This window comes from Streptomyces sp. rh34, from assembly GCF_002551245.1.
GTDB lineage: Bacteria > Actinomycetota > Actinomycetes > Streptomycetales > Streptomycetaceae > Streptomyces.
In genome coordinates this window covers 1-18,710 of record NZ_NTGZ01000150.1, presented here as the reverse complement: position 1 = coordinate 18,710, position 18,710 = coordinate 1, and the positions used below count along the sequence as shown (strand labels likewise).

Below are 18,710 nucleotides of genomic sequence, written 5' to 3'. Positions count from 1 at the left end.
GAGTCCCCCGGGGCGCGGTGGCGGCGGCGCGGACCGCGCTGGACGGTGCGGTGCGGCGCCTGGACCTCCTGGTCGACGACAGCGACGGCGTCGTCCTCGGCCACCTGCGCATCCCCGCCCCGGCCCCGCCGCCGCCCGGCCCCGGAGGCCCGCACTCGGGCGTCACGGCCGTCTGGGACACCTGCCGCTCGCTGATGACCTCCCTGGTCCGCCCGGCCCCGGTCGCGGCCGGCACGCACCCGGGCACGCACCGCCTGCGCATCGAGGCGGACGGGGTGCTGCTGAACGACCTGGACACGCCGGTACGGGGCGTCTCGGTGACGTCCCAGGGCGGCGGGGGCCTGGCCGACGTCGTCGTCCGCACCGCCTCGGGCGAGGACCTGACGACGGAGGCCAAGGCCGTCACGGTCTCCGGCGCGGACTTCCGCTACCGGGCGGACATACAGACCGGGGGGCCGGTGCGCACCCGGACCTGGACGGTCCGGGCGGGCGCCTGGGGGCTGATGCTGCCGGGCCCGGCGAGCGCCGACGGGACAGCGGGCGCACGCTGGTAGAAGACGGCCCGAGCGTCCCGGAGGTGACCGTCATGACCAGGATCGCTGTCGGATGGCACATCGACCTCGAATTCGAGGAGGACACCCACCGCACCCGCGCGGCGGCGCTCGTCCGCCTCTCCGACGGAACAGAGGTACGCGCCCACGGCTACGCCAGCCGGCATCCCTCGGACTCCGACCAGCAGCGGGTCGGCGAGGAGATCGCGGGGGCCAGAGCGCTCAACGAACTGGCGATGAAACTGCTGACCAAGGCGCACGACGAGATCGACGAGGCGTCGGGCAGGTCGTCGTACCCGCTGACGTGAATCGGGGGCCCCGCCCCCGTACCCCCACTCCTCCATCGCCGGAGGAGCTTGGAACGCGCCCCCGGAAACGAGCGGAACCGGGTCCGCGCCCCGCCGCGTCCCCCCGGGCATGGAGATCCAGAACTCGCGGCGGGAAGCCGTCGTCGGGACCGCAGGCTGCCTGACCGCCTTCGCCGGAGCGCTCGTGGGCATCGCGCTCTGGGCCCCGCACGGCAAGGACGGCCTCCTCGACGGCTTCGAGGGCGCGTCCAACTGGAACGTGCTCTGGGTCGGCCTGCCCCTCATGATCCTCGGCGGGATCGCGGCGGCCCTGGCCGTGTTCTTCCTGGTCCGGGGCGACTGGAAGCGGACGATCGGCCTCGTCGCGGCCATCGCCGTCCTCTTCGCGGTCGGCGTCGGCGTGGACGCGCTGGCCGGTGCACCGAGGCCGGAGTGCTACGACCCCTGCTGAGCCACCGACGCAGGCGCTACACCTCCGCCCGCAGCTCCTTCAGCCCCCGGATCACATACCCCGGCTGCCACTCGGGCTCGGCCGTCATCCGCAGGGCCGGCGCCTTGCGGAGCAGCTCCCCGAAGGAGGCGGCCAGCTCCAGCCGGGCCAGCGGGGCGCCCAGGCAGAAGTGGATGCCCGCGCCGAAGGTGAGGTGCGGATTGTCCTCCCGGGAGAGGTCCAGCGTGTCCGGGCGCCCGAACCGCTCCGGGTCCCGGTTGGCCGAGCCGAACAGCAGCGCCACCTCCGCGCCCCGCCCGATCACCTGGCCGTCGATCTCGATGTCGTCGAGCACCCAGCGCTCGAACATCTGCAACGGGGTGTCGTAGCGCAGGAGTTCCTCGATCGCGCGGGGCAGCAGCGCGGGGTCGGCGCGCAGGGCGGCCAGCTGCTCCGGGTGGTGGAAGAGCGTGCGCCAGCCGTTGACCGTGGTGTTCACCGTCGCCTCGTGGCCCGCGTTCAGCAGGAGCACGCAGGTCGAGATCATCTCCTGCTCGGTCAGCCGCTCGCCCTCGTCGTGGGCGGCGATGAGCGCCGAGATCAGGTCCTCGCCGGGGTTCGCGCGCCGCTCGGCGATGAGCCCGCGCAGATACGCGGAGAAGTCGACGGAGGCCCGGACGGCGGCCTCGGCCGTCTCCTCCGACGGGTTCAGCTCGAACATCCCGCAGATCGCCGCCGACCACGGCCGCAGCAGGCCCCGGTCCGCCTCCGGGACACCCAGCATCTCCGCGATCACGGCGACCGGCAGCGGCTCCGCGACCTCCGCGAGAAGGTCCCCGCCGCCCTTCGCCACGAAGGCGTCGACCAGCCCGGCCGCCAGCCGCCGTACGGTCGGGGCGAGGTTCTCGACCGTACGCGGGGTGAACGCCCTGGAGATCAGCCGCCGGATCCGGGGATGGTCGGGGGCCTCCAGATCGAGGATGCCCTGCCCGTTGAGCGTGGTGAACGGCTCGTGCGCGGCGGGCGGCGGGGTGCGGCCGAACTCCTCGTGGCTGAAGCGGTGCAGATACGTCCGGCCGAGGCGCCGGTCGCGCAGCAGGGCCGATACGTCGGAGTGGTGCGGGATCAGCCACTGCCCCGTCGGCTCGAACCAGTGCGCCCGGCCGGCGGCGCGCAGCGCGGTGTAGGCGGGGTAGGGATCGGCGACGAACGCGGGCGACCAGGGATCGAAGGACACATGCATGACCCGACGCTACCCGCGCCCGCCGCCACCGCAAGGGGCGATCCCGCCCGGGTCTGCCCGGGTCTGCCCGGGCCTCCGGACCGCCCGCCGCCGTCGCCAGAGGCGCTACCCCGGCGTCACCAGCCGCGCCTCGTACGCGAACACCGCCGCCTGGGTCCGGTCGCGCAGCCCCAGCTTCACCAGGATGCGGCTGACGTGCGTCTTGATCGTGGACTCGGCGACGATCAGGTGCGAGGCGATCTCCGCGTTGGAGAGCCCCTGCGCGATCAGGACGAGCACCTCCGTCTCGCGTTCGGTGAGATCGCCGATCCGGGCCAGGGCGGGCGGGCGCGGGGTCTCCGCGAGCTTGGAGAACTCGGTGATCAGCCGCCGGGTCACCGTCGGGGCGAGCAGCGCCTCGCCCGAGGCCACCACCCGTACCCCGTCGGCGAGCTGCCGGGCGGAGGCGTCCTTGAGGAGGAAGCCCGAGGCTCCGGCCCGCAGCGCCTGGTAGACGTACTCGTCGAGGTCGAAGGTCGTCAGCACCAGCACCTTCGCGTCGGCGTCCCGCGCGACGATCTCGCGGGTCGCCTCGATGCCGTTCATCTCCGGCATGCGGATGTCCATCAGGACCACGTCCGGACGCAGGGCGGCGACCTGGGCAAGCGCCTGGCGCCCGTCCACCGCCTCGCCCACGACGGTGATCCCCGGCATCGCGTTGAGCAGGACCGAGAAGCCCTCGCGGACCATCATCTGGTCGTCGACGATCAGGACCCGGATGTCGGTGTCGCTCATGCGCGGCCGTCCCGTTCGACGACGACCGTGTCCGCGTCGCCCGTCGCGTCCGCCGTGCCGCCGGCCGTCTCCCGTGCCTCCGGCTCGTCCGACAGCGGTACGGGGAGGAACACGGCGATCTCGTACCCGCCGTCCTCCGTCGTCCCGGCCGTCATCTCGCCGTTCAGCATCGCGACCCGCTCCCGCATCCCGGTGATCCCGTGCCCGGCCCCCGGCGAGGGCTTCACCAGGCCGCGCGGGGGCCCGTTGACCACACGCAGCCCGAGCCCGCCGAGGACATAGCCGAGCTCGACCCTGGCGGAGGCGCCCGGCGCGTGCCGCAGGCTGTTGCTCAGGGCCTCCTGGACGATCCGGTACGCCGACAGCTCGACGCCCTGCGGCAGCTCGCGGACGGCCCCGGTGATCACCTTCTCCGTCTCCAGGCCCGTCTCGCGGACGTTGTCCAGGAGCCCGTCGAGCGCGGCGAGGGTGGGCTGCGGGGCGTCCGGGGCCTCGTAGTCCTCCGCCCGGACGACCCCGAGGACGCGGCGCAGCTCGGTGAGGGCCGCGACGGCGTTCTCCCGGATGGTGACGAAGGCCTGCTCCAGCTCGGGCGGCGGGTTCTCGACCCGGTAGGGGGCGGCCTCGGCCTGGATCGCGACGACCGACATGTGGTGGGCCACCACGTCGTGCAGCTCCCGGGCGATGGTGGTGCGCTCCTCCAGCAGGGTGCGCCGGTCGCGCTCGACGGCGGTGACGGTGCGCTGCACGGTGACCTCGCGCTCGGCGTCACGCCGGATCTGGACCACGGCGACGACGAGCAGCGCGAAGGCGGAGACGGTGGCCAGGGGCGCGGTGGTGGACGGGCTGCCGCCCTCCACCAGCATCCCGAACAGCAGGGTCAGCAGCCACATCCAGGCGGCGGTGCGGGGCCGGGTCCGGGCGGCCACGACCACCATGACCACGACCTGCGCCGCGAAGGCGCCCGGCCCCCACAGCTCGCTGCCCAGGATCCCGCAGAAGACGGTCGCCAGCATCGAGGCCCAGAAGGCGGCGACCGGCCTGATGAGGGTCATCGCCACCGGAATCGCGGGCACCAGGCCCATCAGGAGGCGGAACTCCCACTCGGCGAAGCCGGCCATCATCACGAGGAAGGCGGCGAACAGCACCAGGGCGTGCGGGGTCCAGACAACGACCCGGCGCATCCCCTCGGGCAGCCGCCGGATCAGCCGTCCGCCGGGGTTCAGGGGCGGCAGGGGGCGGTAGTCGGACACTCGGCGCAGGAGGTCCTCCCGCAGGCCGTCTATCGCCCCTGCGGCTGCCCGGAACTCCGGGCTGCTGGTCTTTGTCTGGGTCTCGGTCACGCTTCCACGGTAGGCGGCGGCGGACGGCGGGTCGTCAGCATCGCTACGGATTCCGGGGCGTCCCCCTCAAGGACTACCCGCCTCCGCCGTACCGCGTCAGGGACCGGAAATCCCCTGTTCAGCAACCCTTTCAGGCCTGCGCACGGAAATGGTCCGCGTGCTCCTCGGCCCACTGCGCGAAGGTCCGCGCCGGCCGCCCGGTGACCTTCTCCACCGTATCCAGCACGGTCCGGCCCTCCGGCGGGGTGTCCCGGTAGACGTCGATCAGGAACGCGATCACGTCCTCCGGCATGCCGCGGCCCCGCCAGTTCTCCAGCGCCTGCTCCTCGGTCAGCTCGACCAGCTCGACGTCCGCGCCCCGCGCCGCCGCGATGACCGCCGTCTTGTCGCCGACGGTCAGCGCCTGCGGGCCGGTGACCAGGTACACCTGGCCGCCGTGGCCGTCCTCGGCGAGGGCCGCCGCCGCCACCGCGCCGATGTCCGCCTCGTGGACCATCGCGCTCAGCCGGCCGACGAAGGGCTCGCGCACCACGCCGTCGCTCCTGATACCGGGCGCCCACTCCAGGGCGTTCGCCATGAACTCCACCGGCATCACGACGGTCCAGGCGAGGTCGCTCGCGCGCACCGCCGCCTCCATCGGGGTCTCCCCGCCGCCGTGGAGCACGGTCACCCGGCGCACGCCCGCCTTCCGGGCCAGGGCGAGGATCTCCTCCCCGGTCTCCAGCGGGGCGAGGAACTCGCCGCCGAAGGTGATGAGGTGCAGCCCGCTCGCCCCGTCCAGCGCGGGGCCCAGCGACGCCGGGTCCGTGAGGTCGCCGCGCACGACGTCGACGCCGTCCGGGAACTCCGCCCGCGCCGGGTCGCGGGTCAGGGCCCGGACGTGCTCGCCGCGCTCCAGCAGCTGCTCGACCACGCGGCGGCCGACCGTTCCCGTGGCTCCGGTCACCAGGATCGTCATGAGGTCTCCTTCGTCGGTTCCGACTCCGTGTGAGCGGCAACAGGACCAACGTAGAGACCCTTGCGGACACGTTCCGTCCGCAACTCGGCCCACCCGGCTACCCGGCTACCCGGCTACCCGGCAACCGGCTCACCAGGCGAGCTGGGTGATCTCCTCGGCCACGACGGCGCAGGCGTCGGCGGCCGGATCGATCAGCGGGAAGTGCCCGACGCCGCCGAGCAGCGTCATCCCCACCATCTCGCCGGACCTGGCCGCCGCGTCGACGTACGCCTCGGAGACGGCCTGCGGGACGACGATGTCCTCGACGCCGTGCACGATCGCGGTGGCGATGCCGGTCGGCAGCAGCAGCACAGGGTCGGCCTGCGCCGCCCGGCCCTCGAAGTCGGCTTCCTCACCCAGGAGTTGAGCGACCGCACCGCCGCATACCCCCAGCTCGGCCGCCGCCGTGAAGTCCGCGATCGGGGCCAGGGCGACGACCCCGCGCAGCGGCGGCGGGGCGGGCAGCCGCCACGGCGAACCCTCGGGCAGGACGTGCCGCGCCGCCGCCCACAGGGCGAGGTGTCCGCCCGCCGAGTGCCCGGTGACCACGATCCGCCGCACATCGGCCCCCGGCAGCTCGCGGGCGGCCAGCACGGGCATCGCGTCCATCGCCGCGGCCACGTCGTCGAAGGTCTCCGGCCAGCGCCCCGCCACGGGGTCGGCGCCGCCGGGCCGGGCGCTCTCCCCGCCGCGCTGCCGCGGGATGTCTTCGCCGCCGCGCCGGTACTCCACGCTCGCCACGGCGAAGCCCCGGCGGGCCAGGAAGTCCGCGAGCGGGGAGACATGGGCCCGGTCGTACGGGGCCCGCCAGGCGCCGCCGTGCAGGAGGACGACGAGCGGGGCGCCGGCGCGGCCGTCGCGCGGGGCATAGAAGTCGACGACCTGGTCGGGGTGGTCCCCGTAGGCGGCGGACCGGTCGGGCGCGACCTCCGGATGCGCGAACGCCGACTCCGTCTCGGCGACGTCCCGATCACGCGCGGCAGAATCCGACATGCTGCTCAACCGTCCTATGCCTGTGTCCAGTGCCTGTGTTCTTGCCCAACTGGGCTGACCTGCGGGGACGGTACCAGCACTCGGCACCGTCCCCGCCCGGCCGAACAGACGGTGACGATCCGTCAGCCGACGGTATTCCCGGCGGACACCTCGGCGAGCACCTCGGCGAGGATCCGCGCCGCCCGTTCCGCGTCGGCGAATCCCACGTACAGCGGGGTGAAGCCGAACCGCAGCACGTCCGGCCGCCGCAGATCACCGACGACGCCCCGCTCGATCAGCCGGCGCATCACGGGCTCCGCCCCGTCGCAGCGCAGGGCGACCTGGCTGCCGCGTTCGGCGTGCGCGGCCGGGGTGACGGAGGTGACCCGGCCTGCCGGGGCGTACGCCTCGACGCACTCCAGGAAGAAGTCCGTCAGGGCGAGGGACTTGGCCCGCACCACATCGACGGACACCCCGTCCCACACGTCCAGCGCCGCTTCCAGCGTCAGCATGGAGACGATGTCGGGCGTGCCGACCCGGCCCCGTGCGGAACCGTCCGCGGGGGCGTAGTCGGGGGTCATGCCGAACGGGTCGGCGTGCGAGTTCCAGCCCGGCAGCGGCGAGTCGAAGGCGGCCTGGTGACGCGCGGCGACGTACAGGTACGCGGGCGAACCGGGGCCGCCGTTCAGGTACTTGTAGGTACAGCCGACCGCCAGGTCCACCCGGTGCTCGTCCAGCCCGACGGGCAGCGCGCCGGCGCTGTGGCAGAGGTCCCACACCGCGACCGCCCCCGCCGCGTGGGCGGCGGCGGTCAGCCCGGGCAGGTCGTGCAGCCGGCCGGAGCGGTAGTCGACGTGGTTGAGCAGCACGGCGGCGGTACGCGGACCGAGCGCGGCCGGGACGTCGGCGGGCGCGACCGGCACGATCCGGTGACCGGTGAGCCGGGCGGCGGAGGAGGCGATGTACCCGTCCGTGGGAAAGGTCGTGGCGTCAACCAGGATCTCGTCGCGCCCCTCGCCCGCGAGCCGGGCGGCGGCGACGACGGCCTTGAAGACGTTCACACTGGTCGAGTCACCGACGACGGTCTGGCCCGGGGCGGCCCCGACGAGCGGGGCGATCCGGTCGCCGATCCGCTCGGGCGCGGTCCACCAGCCGCTCTCGTCCCAGGACCGGATGCGCAGCTCGCCCCACTGCCGGGTGAGGACGTCCCTGACCCGGGCGGGTACGTGGACGGGCAGCGCGCCCAGCGAGTTGCCGTCGAGGTAGACGCCGTCGTCGAGCGCGAAGAGCTCCCGCCGCGCGGCGAGCGGATCGGCGGCGTCGAGGACGAGCGCACGCTCCCGGAGGCCCGCATGCTCCCGGAGACCCGCACGCGGAACGGCGCTGGTGGTCTCAGACATGGCTGCGCGCCGTCCACAGCTCGGGGAACACGTTCTTCGTGGCGCGCTTCTCCAGCCAGGCCACCCCGGCGGACCCACCGGTGCCGGTCTTGGAGCCCATCGCGCGCCGGGTGGCGACGAGGTGGTCGTTGCGCCAGCGCCAGACGAGCTCGCCGACATCGGTGAGCAGCTCGCCGAGGCGCACCAGCTCGTCGTTCTGGTCGTCGGAGGCGTAGATCTCCGCCCACACGGCCTCGACCTCGGGCGACGGCTCGTACCGCTGGGTCAGGTCCCGGCCGGTGACCGCCTCGGGAATCGCGTAGCCGCGCCGGGCCAGCAGGGCGAGGGTCTCGTCGTACAGGCTGGGCTCCCCGAGCGCCTTCTCCAGCTCGGCGTACACACGGGGCGCGCCCCGGTGCGGCACCAGCATGGAGGCGGACTTGTCGCCGAGCAGGAACTCCATCCGCCGGTACATCGCCGACTGGAACCCGGAGCCCTCGCCGAGGGCTCCTCGGTAGGAGTTGAACTGGGCGGGGGTGAGTCCGGCCAGCGGCCGCCAGGACTCGTTGAGCGCCTCCAGCTCACGCAGCGAACGCTTCAGGGCGTCGCGCGCGACGGGTATGCGGTCCTCGCGCAGGGCACGGGTCGCGGTCTCCCACTCATGGACGATGACCGTGAACCACAGCTCCATGACCTGGGTGGTGACCAGGAAGACCATCTCGCCGGGATCGTCCGAGCGGAGGTGCTGGAGGTGGGTCAGGACATCCGCCTGGACATAGTCCTCGTACGGAGTCGTTCCCGCGAAGTCCAGGTGCGGGGTGTCTGCACCGGTGGCTTCGGGGTCGGGGTGATTCGTCGACATTTCTGTCTCCTCGACACGAGCTTCCGGGTAGCGGTCCGCCCCTTCCGTGAGGTGATGGAGCTCCGGTCCCCTGCTCGCATACTAAGCGGCTCCCCGCCCGGCTCGCCCGGGCGGGGAGACGCCCGGGAGTCAGCTCAGGATGTCGGCGGCGGTCGGCGAGGAGTCCCGCAGGAACGCCGAGCAGCGCTCGTGCTCCTCGGTCTCGCCGATCGACCCGGCGGCCCGCGCCAGGGCGTGCAGGGCGCGCAGGAAGCCGCGGTTCGGCTCGTGCTCGAACGGGACGGGGCCGTGGCCCTTCCAGCCGGCCCGGCGCAGCGAGTCGAGGCCGCGGTGGTAGCCGGTACGGGCGTACGCGTACGACTCGACGACCCGGCCGCCCTCGAACGCCTCGTCGGCGAGCTGCGCCCAGGCGAGCGAGGAGGTGGGGTACTTCGCGGCGACCTCGGTGGGCGGGGTGCCGGCGGCGAGCAGCTCGCGCGGCTCGGGGTCGTCGGGGAGGTGGGTCGGGGCGGGGCCACCGAGCAGGTTCTCGTGGATGGACATGGCTCAAGTGTGCCTGCCGCGACGGCCCGGCGGCACCACGCCCCGGCACCTGCCCCTGACACGTCACGCCCGGCCCGGCCCGGTCGCGCGAGGGCCTGGGCCGCTCACCGGGTACGGGTCACCGCTCGGCGTCCGAAGCGTGCTCCGGCTCCAGCGGCGGGGCGGCGACCCCGCAGTGCACCGCGCACGCGGGCCGCTCACCGCCGCGGACGGCGGCGGCCGGGGTGCGCACCGTCCACCAGGCGATGACCGCACCGGCCACCAGCAGCCCGGCGCACATCGGCATCGCCCGCCGGAAGGCCGTGGCGAACTCGCCCGCGTCCCGGTACGCCTCGGGCCCCATCCCGGCGACCAGCGGAAGGGCGGCCACCGCGATGAGCCCCGCGGCCCGCGCGGCGGCGTTGTTGATGCCGCTGGCCAGCCCCGCCCGCCCGGCGTCCACGGCGGCCAGGACGGTCGCGGTGAGCGGCGCGACGACCACGACGAGCCCGGCGCCGAGCACCGATACGGCCGGCAGCACCTCCCTGACGTACGCGCCGGCGGACGGGGTGCCGGGCCCCACCCGCAGCATCAGGAGCATCCCGGCGGCGGCCAGCAGCGGCCCCACGGTGAGCGGGATGCGGGGCCCGATCCGTCGCCCCAGCTCCCCCGACCGGGCGGAGAACAGCAGCATGAGGACCGTGGTCGGCAGCAGCGCGGTACCGGCCCCCAGCGCCGAGTACCCGGCGACGACCTGGAGCTGGATCGCGGAGAGGAAGAAGAAGCCGCCGAGGGCCGCGTAGACGCAGAAGGTCACCAGGTTGACCGAGGTGAACAGGCGGGAGCGGAAGATCGACGGCGGCAGCATGGGGTCCGCCCGCCGCCGCTCGACCAGGACGAACGCCACTCCGAGGGCCGTCCCGCCGAGGGCCGTCCCGATCACGAACGGCGACGCGCCCCGCCCCGGGGCCTCGATCAGGGCGTACGTCACCCCGGCGAGCGCCAGCGCCCCGAGGACGGCCCCCAGCACGTCGAACCGGCCGTGCGCGGCCGGATCCCGCGACTCCGGTACGTGCCGGAGCGCGACGGGCACGCAGAGCGCGGCGAGCGGCAGATTGAGCAGGAAGACCCACCGCCACCCGGGCCCGTCGACGAGCCACCCGCCCACGAAGGGCCCCACGGCCGCCCCGACCCCGCCGAACCCGGACCAGAGGCCGACGGCCCTGGCCCGGTCGTCCGGATGGAAACTGGCCTGGATGAGCGCGAGGGACCCCGGAGTGAGCAGCGCGCCACCCACCCCTTGCAAGGCCCGGGCAGCAACGAGAACCGCCGCGTTCGGCGCGATCCCGCAGAGCAGGGAGGCCGCCGCGAACCACACCACCCCCACCACGAACACCCGCCGCCGCCCGTACCGGTCCCCGAGCGCCCCGCCGAGGAGGATCAGCCCGGCGAGCGTGAGCATGTACGCGTTGACGGTCCACTGGAGCGCGGCCATGCCGGTGCCGAGGTCCTCGCCGATGCGGGGCAGGGCCACGTTGATGACCGTGGAGTCCAGCATCGCCATGCTGGAGCCGAGCACGGTGGTCAGTACGACCCACCGCCCGACGGACGAGGCGACCCGGATCTCTCCGGGCGCGGGGGCAGCAGCAACCATGGAAGCAGCTTGCCCCGGCTCACCTCGACCCGCACTCGACGGACCGGGGGCACAATTCCAGCCCCTCCGGCGATCGAGGAGCGGGGGCGCGGGGGCAGCGCCCCCGAAACCACCCCTACCGCACGGCCTCCACCGCCCGCACCAACGCCGACACCCCCCGCACCACCTTCTCCCGAGGACACCCCACGTTCAGCCGGACGAACCCGGGCGCCCCGTAGACGGAACCCCCCATGATCGCCACCTTCTCCCGCTCCACCAGCACCCGCTGCAACGCCTCGTCGTCCACCCCCAGCGGCCGCAGGTCGATCCAGGCCAGGTACCCGGCCTGCGGCGGCGCCCACCCCAGCTCGGGGAAGGCCTCTCCCAGCCGCTCCGCGACGTGATCCAGGTTCCCCGCCACATAAGCCCGTACCGCGTCCAGCCACGCCGCCCCCTCCCGGTACGCCGCGATGTGCGCGGTCAACGACAGGACGGCCGGCGACGCCAGGCCCTCCCCCGTCTCCATCCGGCGCACGTACTCCGCCCGGTCGGCCGGATCGCCGATCAGCCCGTACGAACCGGTCAGCGCCGGAAAGTTGAACGCCTTCGACCCGGAGGAGACGATCGCCCAGCGCCCGGCGCCCGCCACCCGCGTCCACGGCACATGGCCACGCCCCACACCGCCGTCGTGCACGAAGTCCGCGTGGATCTCGTCGCTGATCACCGCGACCCCGTGCCGCTCGGCCAGCGCGGCCGTCCGGGCCAGCTCGTCCGCCGTCCACACCCGGCCCGTCGGGTTGTGCGGCGAGCACAGCACCAGCACCTTCGCGTCCGCCCGCGACAGCTCGCGCTCCAGCGCCTCCTCGTCTCCCACCGGCACCCCCCGCAGCTCGCGCCCGAGCCCGGTGATCGCCTTGCGGAAACCGTCGTACGTGGGCGTGTGGACGACGACCCCGTCCCCCTCCCCCGTCCACATCCGGAGCAGCTGGGAGAGCTGGTTGAGCACGGACGGGCCGTAGACCAGCTGCCCGGTGTCGATCGTGGTGCCGTACCGGGTGGCGTACCAATGGGCTATCGCCGAGCGGAAGTCGTCCTGCTGCCAGGTGGTGTAGCCGAACACCCCGTGCTCCAGGCGGGCCCGGAGCGCGGCCAGGACCTCGGGGGCCGTGGCGAAGTCCATGTCGGAGATGGTGAACGGCAGCAGCCCGTCGGCCCCGAACCGGTCAGCGACCCCGTCCCACTGGACGCACCAGGTGCCCCGGCGGTCGACGACGGTGTCGAAATCGTAAGTCGCACCCACGACGGGGCCTCTTCTCTCTCCTGGTACGGCAACGGGCCCGGCCCCCTGAAGGAGGACCGGGCCCGACACCGTACGTCCGTGCGGACGGGTGATTACTTCAGCTTCGTACCCGTCGAGCGCAGGTGGCCGCAGGCCTCGGTGACGCGCTTGGCCATGCCCGCCTCGGCGGCCTTGCCCCAGGTGCGGGGGTCGTAGGTCTTCTTGTTGCCGACCTCGCCGTCGACCTTCAGGACACCGTCGTAGTTGCGGAACATGTGGTCCACGACCGGGCGGGTGAAGGCGTACTGGGTGTCGGTGTCGAGGTTCATCTTCACGACGCCGTTCTCCAGCGCGGTGGCGATCTCCTCGGCGGTGGAGCCCGAGCCGCCGTGGAAGACGAAGTCGAACGGCTGGCTGCCGGCCGGCTTGCCGTACTTCTCGGAGACGCCCGCCTGGAGGTCCTTCAGCAGCTCGGGGCGGAGCACGACGTTGCCCGGCTTGTAGACACCGTGGACGTTGCCGAAGGAGGCGGCCAGCAGGTAGCGGCCCTTCTCGCCCAGGCCGAGCGCCTCGGCGGTGCGCAGCGCGTCGTCGACGGTCGTGTACAGCTCGTCGTTGATCTCGTGCGTGACGCCGTCCTCCTCACCTCCGGTCGGGGTGATCTCGACCTCAAGGATGATCTTGGCGGCGGCGGCCTTGGCCAGCAGCTCCTGGCCGATGGCCAGGTTGTCGGCGAGGGTCTCGGCCGAACCGTCCCACATGTGGGACTGGAACAGCGGGTTCAGACCCTTGGCGACGCGCTCCGCGGAGACGTCGAGCAGCGGACGTACGTAACCGTCCAGCTTGTCCTTGGGGCAGTGGTCGGTGTGCAGCGCGATGGTGACGTCGTACTTCGCGGCGACGATGTGCGCGAACTCGGCCAGGGCGACCGCACCCGTGACCATGTCCTTGCTGTGCTGGCCGCCCAGGAACTCCGCACCACCGGTGGAGATCTGGACGATGCCGTCGCTCTCGGCCTCCGCGAAGCCGCGCAGGGCGGCGTGCAGGGTCTGGGACGAGGTGACGTTGATGGCCGGGTAGGCGAACTTGCCCGCCTTTGCCCGGTCGAGCATCTCGGCGTACGCCTCGGGGGTTGCGATGGGCATCTGACCGCTCCTTGGGATGTGCGGGTGTGCAGGCTTTGAGTCCCTGACCTGGGGGCGACGTCATCGTCGCCCCCATCTTCCCAGACTCCTCATCCGGCTCCACTCGGCGGACCCGGTTTCACGTGAAACCGTCCGCCCCCGCCTCAGCCCAGGTCGAGGTCGGCCACCGAGTAGACGTGGACGTAGGGCAGACCGGCCTCGGCGATGGCCGGGGCGGCACCGCGCTCGACGATCACGGCGACGGCGACGACCTCGCCGCCCGCCTCGCGCACCGCCTCGACGGCGGTCAGCGGCGAACCACCCGTCGTCGAGGTGTCCTCGACGACCAGGCAGCGGCGGCCCTTCACGTCGGTGCCCTCGATCCGGCGCTGCATGCCGTGCGCCTTCTGCGCCTTACGGACGACGAACGCGTCCAGGCTCTCACCGCGGGCGGCGGAGGCGTGCAGCATCGAGGTGGCGACCGGGTCGGCGCCCAGGGTCAGCCCGCCGACGCAGTCGTAGTCCAGCTCGGCGGTGGCGTCGAGCATGACCTGGCCGACCAGCGGCGCGGCCTTGCCGTCCAGCGTGATCCGGCGCAGGTCGATGTACCAGTCGGCTTCCAGACCCGAGGAGAGGGTCACCTTGCCGTGCACCACGGCCTTGTCCTTGATCTGCTGGAGCAGGTCAGCGCGTACGTCAGTCATGTCCACGAGGGTAAGCGGTAAGGCCCTACGGCCGGGGACCGGCGGTGAGCCGCGTCCAGCTCCAGGTCGTCGTGATCTCCAGCGGATCGATCGGGGTCACCAGCCGGGGCGCGGTGTTCAGCCCGTTCGGCGGCCCGGACTGCGGCTCGACGCAGACGGCCTCGTCCTGCTCGTCGTAGACGACCACCCACGCGCTGCGGCTCTTCACCGTCAGCTCCAGCCGCTCCGGCCAGGTGAGCTTCACGTCCACGCCGTCGGGCATGCCGAAGCAGTCGTCCCACGGACCGGGCAGGGGGTCGATGCGACGGCCGGTGGGCAGATGGTCCGCGCCGCGCTCCTCCTGCCAGACGGCGTCGAAGGACAGCTCGGCGGCCACGCCGTCGATGGTGCGGTGGAACCACGGGTGCCAGCCGGCCTGGGCCGGGAAGGAGTCGCCGTACGTCTCGACGGCGAGGCCCAGCGTCAGCGCGTCACCGGTCAGTTCGAAGGTCTGCGTCACCCGGCCCCGGTACGGCCAGGGCTCGGCGAGGTCGTAGTAGAACGCGGCCCGCCCCTCCTCCAGGTCGGCGGCCGTGAACGCCGGCTGCCAGGAGGTGTCCCGGCCGGTGCCGTGGATGGCGTGCGGCGGGGAGTTCAGCGGCAGCCGGTGGAGCTCGTCGCCGTTGCGGAACTCGCCGTTGCCGGTGCGCCCGCACCAGGGCACCATCGGGAAGCAGCCGTACCGCTCGCCCTGGCGGAGCACTTCGGCGCCCCCGATCCGCAGGCTGCTGATCCGGCAGCCGTGCACGGGGTCGACGGTCAACTCGGCGTCGCCGACGGTCAGCCTGACGTTCTCTTCGCTCCTGCTCACCCGACGACCCTACTGGCCCGCGCCCGCCTCCGGCGCGCGGTACCTCTCACACCCGCTGCCTCCGGCGCCCATCACCTCCGGCGTCGCAACGCCCGGCTCAGCACCACGGCGGACGCGAGCGCGAGGGCGGCGGCGGGGGCGACCCACCGCAGGGCGGTGCTCGCACCGCCCGCCTCCGGGGAGGGCACGGGGGCGTAGCGGCCCCGCGGGGGCGCGTGGTCGACCTCCTCGGCGCTGCGCCCGATCATGGTGCGGCGGGCGTGCGCGGCCTCGGCGGGCGGTTCGTCCGGAACGGTGAACTCCACGCCGGCGACGGGGTCGAGCGAGGGCGGCGGCACGGGCGAGCCGAACACGGACCCGGGCTCCTCCGCATCGGAGTCGCCGACCACGGCCTCCTCCCCGGCCCCGGCCCCGGCCCCGGCCCCGGGAGAACGGTCTTCGCTCCCGACGCCTTCGCCCCGGACGCCTTCGTCTCCGGCGCCTTCGCTCCCGACGCCATCGGCCGCGTCCTCGTCGCCCTCAAGCCCCTCGGCGACCACCGCGCCGTCCGCGTCGCCACCGCGGCTCTCCACGCCCGCGTCCACGCCCGCGCCTTCGTCCCGCACCGCCAGCGACTCCGTCACCAGCTGCTGGGTGAAGCGGTCCAGGAGCCGGTGGGCGGCCGCGAGCGCCGCACCCTCCTCCAGCTCGGCCAGTCGCCCGTCCCCGCTCGCCGTGCCGCTGTAGGCGAGCGCCGTCCCGCCGTCCGCCTCCGTGAGGCCGATGGTCAGGGCCAGCTCGACCGCACCGGCTCCCCGGGCCTCCACGCCCTGCCCGGTCACCGAGAAGCGCTGCCCTTCCGAACCGCCGGGGCCCTCCGGGCCGGTGAGCCGCAGCTCGCCCCGGTAGGTGATGGTGTGGCCGCCGGCCCGCAGCTTCAGCCGGCCCACCAGGGGCGACGCCGACGCGTCGGCGTCCTGCTGGAGGCCGGGGACGCAGCGGGCGACCCGGGCGGGATCGCCCAGCGCGCGCAGCAGAGTCGGGACGGGAACCGGAACGAACACCTCATGCTCCATGGAAACCGAGCCTAATCGGCCCCGGCCCGGACGTCAGCGCTTCCGCCCGCCGAAAGCCGGGCCGCTCGCCGGGACGGCCGCGGGCCGCACCCCCGAGCGGGCCCCGGAGGGGCTCACACGTCTTCCCAGTACCGAGGGTGGATCAGCGTCGACGGGATCAGGCCGGGGAGCCGGGCGTCGTCCGCCGCCCGCGCCCCCTCGCGCAGCTCCCGGCCGCCCAGCGACCGCGGTACGGGCCCTCCGTCGGCCAGCACGGGCTCCGGCGCGGTGCCCGGTCCGGCGAGGAGGAAGCCCCAGTCCTCCCGCTCCAGGGCCTCGCCGCCGCCCCGGTCCGGGCTCGCGGCGAGGCCCGCGTACCGGCCGGTGACGCGGTACGGGCGGGTCGCGAGGCCTCCCGCGCGCACCGAGGCCTCCACCGTCCAGAAGGTCTGCGGCCGGGCCCCCAGCGGGCCGGCGTGCACCACGAGCCGCCCGTCCGGGGCCAGGGCCTGCGCGACCAGCCCGTAGAACTCGGCGGAGTACAGCTTCGTACTGGCGGTGATGCCCGGGTCCGGAAGGTCGGAGATCACCACGTCGTAGCGCCCCCGGTCGGCCCGGAGCCAGGGGAACGCGTCCGCCCCGACCACCCTGACGCGGGGGTCACGGAAGGCGTGGTCGTTCAGCTCGGAGAGGGCGGGGTCCGTGCGGGCCAGTCGGGTGACCGCCGGGTCCAGCTCGACGACGGTGACCGAGCGGACGTCCCGGTACCGCAGCACCTCGCGGGCGGCGAGCCCGTCACCGCCGCCCAGGACGAGCACGCGGGCGCGGGGCCCGTTCATCGCGGGGTGCACCAGCGCCTCGTGGTAGCGGTACTCGTCGCGGGCGCTGACCCGCAGCCGGCCGTCCAGGTAGAGGTCGAGGGAATCGCGGTCGGCTCCGGTCAGGACGACCTCCTGCACCCCGCTCTGCACGGCGACCCGCACCTGGTCCCCGTACACCGCCCGCCGCGCCGCCCGCTCGAAGTCGTCGACCAGCACACTGGCGGTGGCCAGGACCGCGATCACCAGGAGGTTGACCAGGACGAGGCGCCACCGGGAACGGGAGCTGAGGTCGCGCCGGAACACCCACAGGACCAGCGCGCCGCCCGCCGCCGCGTTGACCGCGCCGGTGAACAGCGCACCGGTCAACTGCCCGAGCACCGGCAGCAGCAGGAACGGGAACGCCAGCCCGCCGACCAGCGCGCCCACGTAGTCGGCGGCGAAGAGGTCGGCGACGGCCCCGCCCGCGTCCTGCCGGTCGACGCGCTGGATCAGCGTCATCAGCAGCGGGATCTCCGCGCCGATCAGCACCCCGATCGCCAGCGAGAACCCGACCAGGGCGTACTGCGAGTCGCCGAGCCAGGCGAACGAGGCGTAGAGCACCAGCGCGGAGGAGCCGCCGATCAGCGCGAGGGCCGCCTCGACCATCCCGAAACCGACGGCGGCATGGCAGCGCAAACGTTTCGCGAGAAGGGAGCCGATGCCCATCGCGAACACCATCACGGAGAGCACGACGGAGGCCTGGGTGACCGAATCGCCGATCAGATAGGAGGCGAGCGCGACCAGTTCGAGCTCGTAGACGAGGCCGCAGGCGGCGCAGACGAAGACCGCGGCCAGGACGAGGAACCGGCCGGTCCTCGGCCGTACGGGAAGCCGCGCCGCGCCCCCTCGCAGCGCTATCTGCTGGTCGATCATGATGCGAACGCTACGTCACCGCACCGTCGCGGCCTGTCACCCACACGGGTGTAAGTGCCGCCGCCGCTCAGGCCGCGGGCGCGGGAATCCGCACCCCCACCCTGGTCCGGGTCACCACCAACTGCCCTTCCTGCGGGTACGCGTGCCAGGTGCGCCACCGCACCTGGCCCTCGGTGCGCTGGGCGAGCATCGCGGTGAAGGCGTACGGACTGCCGGGAAAGGTCCCCACCAGTCCGTGCGGGTGGTCGCTCACCAGGGCGAGCAACTCCTGTGCCCGCCCGGCGAACTGTCCCTGCGTCAGGGTCTCGACGCGCGCCGCGAACGCGTACTCCCAGTCCCCGAGCCGCTTCGCGACGCCGAGGGGCAGGGGGGTGCTGCTGCCGGGCATACAGGCCACGGTCTCGGAGCAGACGCCGCGGTCCTCCTGGAGGAGGACCTGATGGGAGGCGCCGAGCAGCCTCAACTGGAGTTCGGCGCCGCCGAGCTGGAGATCGAGGACCGCCAGGGCGGGCAGCGGCTCCCGTCCCAGCATCCAGGCCAGGTCGGCGGCGCGGGTGTCGGAGTAGGCCGTCTGGAGGGTGGTGAGCATGGGTGGGCTCCGCAAACACACATGGACACATGGACAGCAGGACGCCCCGAGTTGCTGCGCGTGGGAGGTGGGGAGCGCCCGATCTGGTCCGACTGGGGTCCGAGGGCTGATTGTTCTCTTCAACGAGGGAATCACGAAGTACGACCACTCACAGCGTTTTCGCCCAACTTGCCGTGGTTTCCATCCCCCCGGGGGCCCACCGGTTCACTTGTTCAACCAAAAACGTCCGCGTCGCTCAACAAAAGAGCGTCCGGAGGGAGTTCACCCTCCGGACGCCCGGCATCGTGTCACTTTCGGTGACCGTCCGGCGGCGGTCCGGTCAGCTGCCGCCCCCGCCGCAGCCGCCCCCGCCGCCCCCGCACGACGAGCCGCCGCCGCAGGAG

Annotated in this window: 18 protein-coding genes and 1 pseudogene; 3 read left to right on the top strand and 16 right to left on the bottom strand. The window is 73.5% G+C overall.

What is annotated here, in order from left to right:
• From CR470_RS24425 to CR470_RS24415, 3 genes and pseudogenes are all read left to right on the top strand, one after another.
• A pseudogene (locus CR470_RS24425) lies at positions 1-554 on the top strand (diacylglycerol kinase); the annotation flags it as partial.
• Positions 555-586: 32 nt separating this feature from the next.
• Complete coding sequence (locus tag CR470_RS24420; protein ID WP_032792539.1) at positions 587-859, top strand: DUF1876 domain-containing protein; 273 nt, start codon at positions 587-589, stop codon at positions 857-859.
• Between the two features lie 109 nt (positions 860-968).
• On the top strand, positions 969-1,310 hold the full coding sequence (locus tag CR470_RS24415; RefSeq protein ID WP_097869686.1) for a hypothetical protein: 342 nt from the start codon (positions 969-971) through the stop codon (positions 1,308-1,310).
• Positions 1,311-1,326: 16 nt separating this feature from the next.
• On the opposite strand, the gene CR470_RS24410 is transcribed toward CR470_RS24415, so the two are convergent.
• The 16 genes from CR470_RS24410 to CR470_RS24335 form a co-directional block, all read right to left on the bottom strand.
• On the bottom strand, positions 1,327-2,532 hold the full coding sequence (locus CR470_RS24410) for a cytochrome P450 (RefSeq protein WP_097869685.1): 1,206 nt from the start codon (positions 2,530-2,532) through the stop codon (positions 1,327-1,329).
• A gap of 105 nt (positions 2,533-2,637) precedes the next feature.
• Positions 2,638-3,306: a response regulator gene (locus CR470_RS24405; protein ID WP_018961803.1), complete on the bottom strand. Its 669-nt coding sequence runs from the start codon at positions 3,304-3,306 to the stop codon at positions 2,638-2,640.
• Positions 3,303-4,649: a sensor histidine kinase gene (locus CR470_RS24400; RefSeq protein WP_097869684.1), complete on the bottom strand. Its 1,347-nt coding sequence runs from the start codon at positions 4,647-4,649 to the stop codon at positions 3,303-3,305. Before CR470_RS24400 ends, CR470_RS24405 begins: the two co-directional genes overlap by 4 nt.
• A gap of 130 nt (positions 4,650-4,779) precedes the next feature.
• Positions 4,780-5,607 carry an NAD(P)H-binding protein gene (locus tag CR470_RS24395; RefSeq protein WP_097869683.1) on the bottom strand — a complete coding sequence of 276 codons (828 nt, stop codon included), beginning with the start codon at positions 5,605-5,607 and terminating at the stop codon, positions 4,780-4,782.
• A gap of 129 nt (positions 5,608-5,736) precedes the next feature.
• A complete protein-coding gene (locus tag CR470_RS24390) occupies positions 5,737-6,639 on the bottom strand; it encodes an alpha/beta hydrolase (protein ID WP_097869682.1) in 903 nt (300 codons plus the stop codon).
• A 122-nt stretch (positions 6,640-6,761) separates the two neighbouring features.
• Positions 6,762-8,018 carry a kynureninase gene (gene kynU / locus CR470_RS24385; RefSeq protein ID WP_097869681.1) on the bottom strand — a complete coding sequence of 419 codons (1,257 nt, stop codon included), beginning with the start codon at positions 8,016-8,018 and terminating at the stop codon, positions 6,762-6,764.
• Complete coding sequence (locus CR470_RS24380; protein WP_097869680.1) at positions 8,011-8,859, bottom strand: tryptophan 2,3-dioxygenase family protein; 849 nt, start codon at positions 8,857-8,859, stop codon at positions 8,011-8,013. Before CR470_RS24380 ends, kynU begins: the two co-directional genes overlap by 8 nt.
• 129 nt (positions 8,860-8,988) lie before the next feature.
• A complete protein-coding gene (locus CR470_RS24375) occupies positions 8,989-9,402 on the bottom strand; it encodes a DUF3151 domain-containing protein (protein WP_097869679.1) in 414 nt (137 codons plus the stop codon).
• A gap of 118 nt (positions 9,403-9,520) precedes the next feature.
• Positions 9,521-11,035, bottom strand: a complete 1,515-nt coding sequence (locus CR470_RS24370; protein ID WP_097869678.1) for a DHA2 family efflux MFS transporter permease subunit — start codon at positions 11,033-11,035, stop codon at positions 9,521-9,523.
• Between the two features lie 115 nt (positions 11,036-11,150).
• Complete coding sequence (locus CR470_RS24365; RefSeq protein ID WP_097869677.1) at positions 11,151-12,314, bottom strand: MalY/PatB family protein; 1,164 nt, start codon at positions 12,312-12,314, stop codon at positions 11,151-11,153.
• Between the two features lie 92 nt (positions 12,315-12,406).
• The gene (gene fbaA / locus CR470_RS24360) at positions 12,407-13,438 is read right to left on the bottom strand and encodes a class II fructose-bisphosphate aldolase (protein ID WP_097869676.1); all 1,032 of its coding nucleotides are present in this window, start codon (positions 13,436-13,438) and stop codon (positions 12,407-12,409) included.
• Between the two features lie 143 nt (positions 13,439-13,581).
• Entirely contained in the window at positions 13,582-14,121 is a 540-nt protein-coding gene (pyrE, locus tag CR470_RS24355) for an orotate phosphoribosyltransferase (protein WP_032767056.1), read from the bottom strand.
• 25 nt (positions 14,122-14,146) lie between these two features.
• Positions 14,147-14,971 (bottom strand): aldose epimerase family protein, encoded by an 825-nt coding sequence (locus CR470_RS24350; RefSeq protein WP_097869675.1) that lies wholly within the window; start codon positions 14,969-14,971, stop codon positions 14,147-14,149.
• A 71-nt stretch (positions 14,972-15,042) separates the two neighbouring features.
• Entirely contained in the window at positions 15,043-16,026 is a 984-nt protein-coding gene (locus CR470_RS24345) for an SRPBCC domain-containing protein (RefSeq protein ID WP_097869674.1), read from the bottom strand.
• 113 nt (positions 16,027-16,139) lie between these two features.
• Positions 16,140-17,738: a polyamine aminopropyltransferase gene (locus CR470_RS24340; protein ID WP_097869673.1), complete on the bottom strand. Its 1,599-nt coding sequence runs from the start codon at positions 17,736-17,738 to the stop codon at positions 16,140-16,142.
• A gap of 67 nt (positions 17,739-17,805) precedes the next feature.
• Entirely contained in the window at positions 17,806-18,327 is a 522-nt protein-coding gene (locus tag CR470_RS24335; RefSeq protein ID WP_097869672.1) for a DUF2617 family protein, read from the bottom strand.
• Positions 18,328-18,710: the final 383 nt, after the last annotated feature.

Coding starts and splice junctions, on each gene's coding strand:
- CR470_RS24375 (WP_097869679.1), bottom strand. CDS start 9,402: ATGTCCATCCACGAGAACCTGCTCGGTGGCCCCGCCCCGACCCACCTC.
- CR470_RS24380 (WP_097869680.1), bottom strand. CDS start 8,859: ATGTCGACGAATCACCCCGACCCCGAAGCCACCGGTGCAGACACCCCG.
- CR470_RS24415 (WP_097869686.1), top strand. CDS start 969: ATGGAGATCCAGAACTCGCGGCGGGAAGCCGTCGTCGGGACCGCAGGC.
- CR470_RS24335 (WP_097869672.1), bottom strand. CDS start 18,327: ATGCTCACCACCCTCCAGACGGCCTACTCCGACACCCGCGCCGCCGAC.
- CR470_RS24345 (WP_097869674.1), bottom strand. CDS start 16,026: ATGGAGCATGAGGTGTTCGTTCCGGTTCCCGTCCCGACTCTGCTGCGC.
- CR470_RS24390 (WP_097869682.1), bottom strand. CDS start 6,639: ATGTCGGATTCTGCCGCGCGTGATCGGGACGTCGCCGAGACGGAGTCG.
- kynU (WP_097869681.1), bottom strand. CDS start 8,018: ATGTCTGAGACCACCAGCGCCGTTCCGCGTGCGGGTCTCCGGGAGCAT.
- CR470_RS24420 (WP_032792539.1), top strand. CDS start 587: ATGACCAGGATCGCTGTCGGATGGCACATCGACCTCGAATTCGAGGAG.
- CR470_RS24405 (WP_018961803.1), bottom strand. CDS start 3,306: ATGAGCGACACCGACATCCGGGTCCTGATCGTCGACGACCAGATGATG.
- CR470_RS24340 (WP_097869673.1), bottom strand. CDS start 17,738: ATGATCGACCAGCAGATAGCGCTGCGAGGGGGCGCGGCGCGGCTTCCC.
- CR470_RS24370 (WP_097869678.1), bottom strand. CDS start 11,035: ATGGTTGCTGCTGCCCCCGCGCCCGGAGAGATCCGGGTCGCCTCGTCC.
- CR470_RS24395 (WP_097869683.1), bottom strand. CDS start 5,607: ATGACGATCCTGGTGACCGGAGCCACGGGAACGGTCGGCCGCCGCGTG.
- fbaA (WP_097869676.1), bottom strand. CDS start 13,438: ATGCCCATCGCAACCCCCGAGGCGTACGCCGAGATGCTCGACCGGGCA.
- CR470_RS24410 (WP_097869685.1), bottom strand. CDS start 2,532: ATGCATGTGTCCTTCGATCCCTGGTCGCCCGCGTTCGTCGCCGATCCC.
- pyrE (WP_032767056.1), bottom strand. CDS start 14,121: ATGACTGACGTACGCGCTGACCTGCTCCAGCAGATCAAGGACAAGGCC.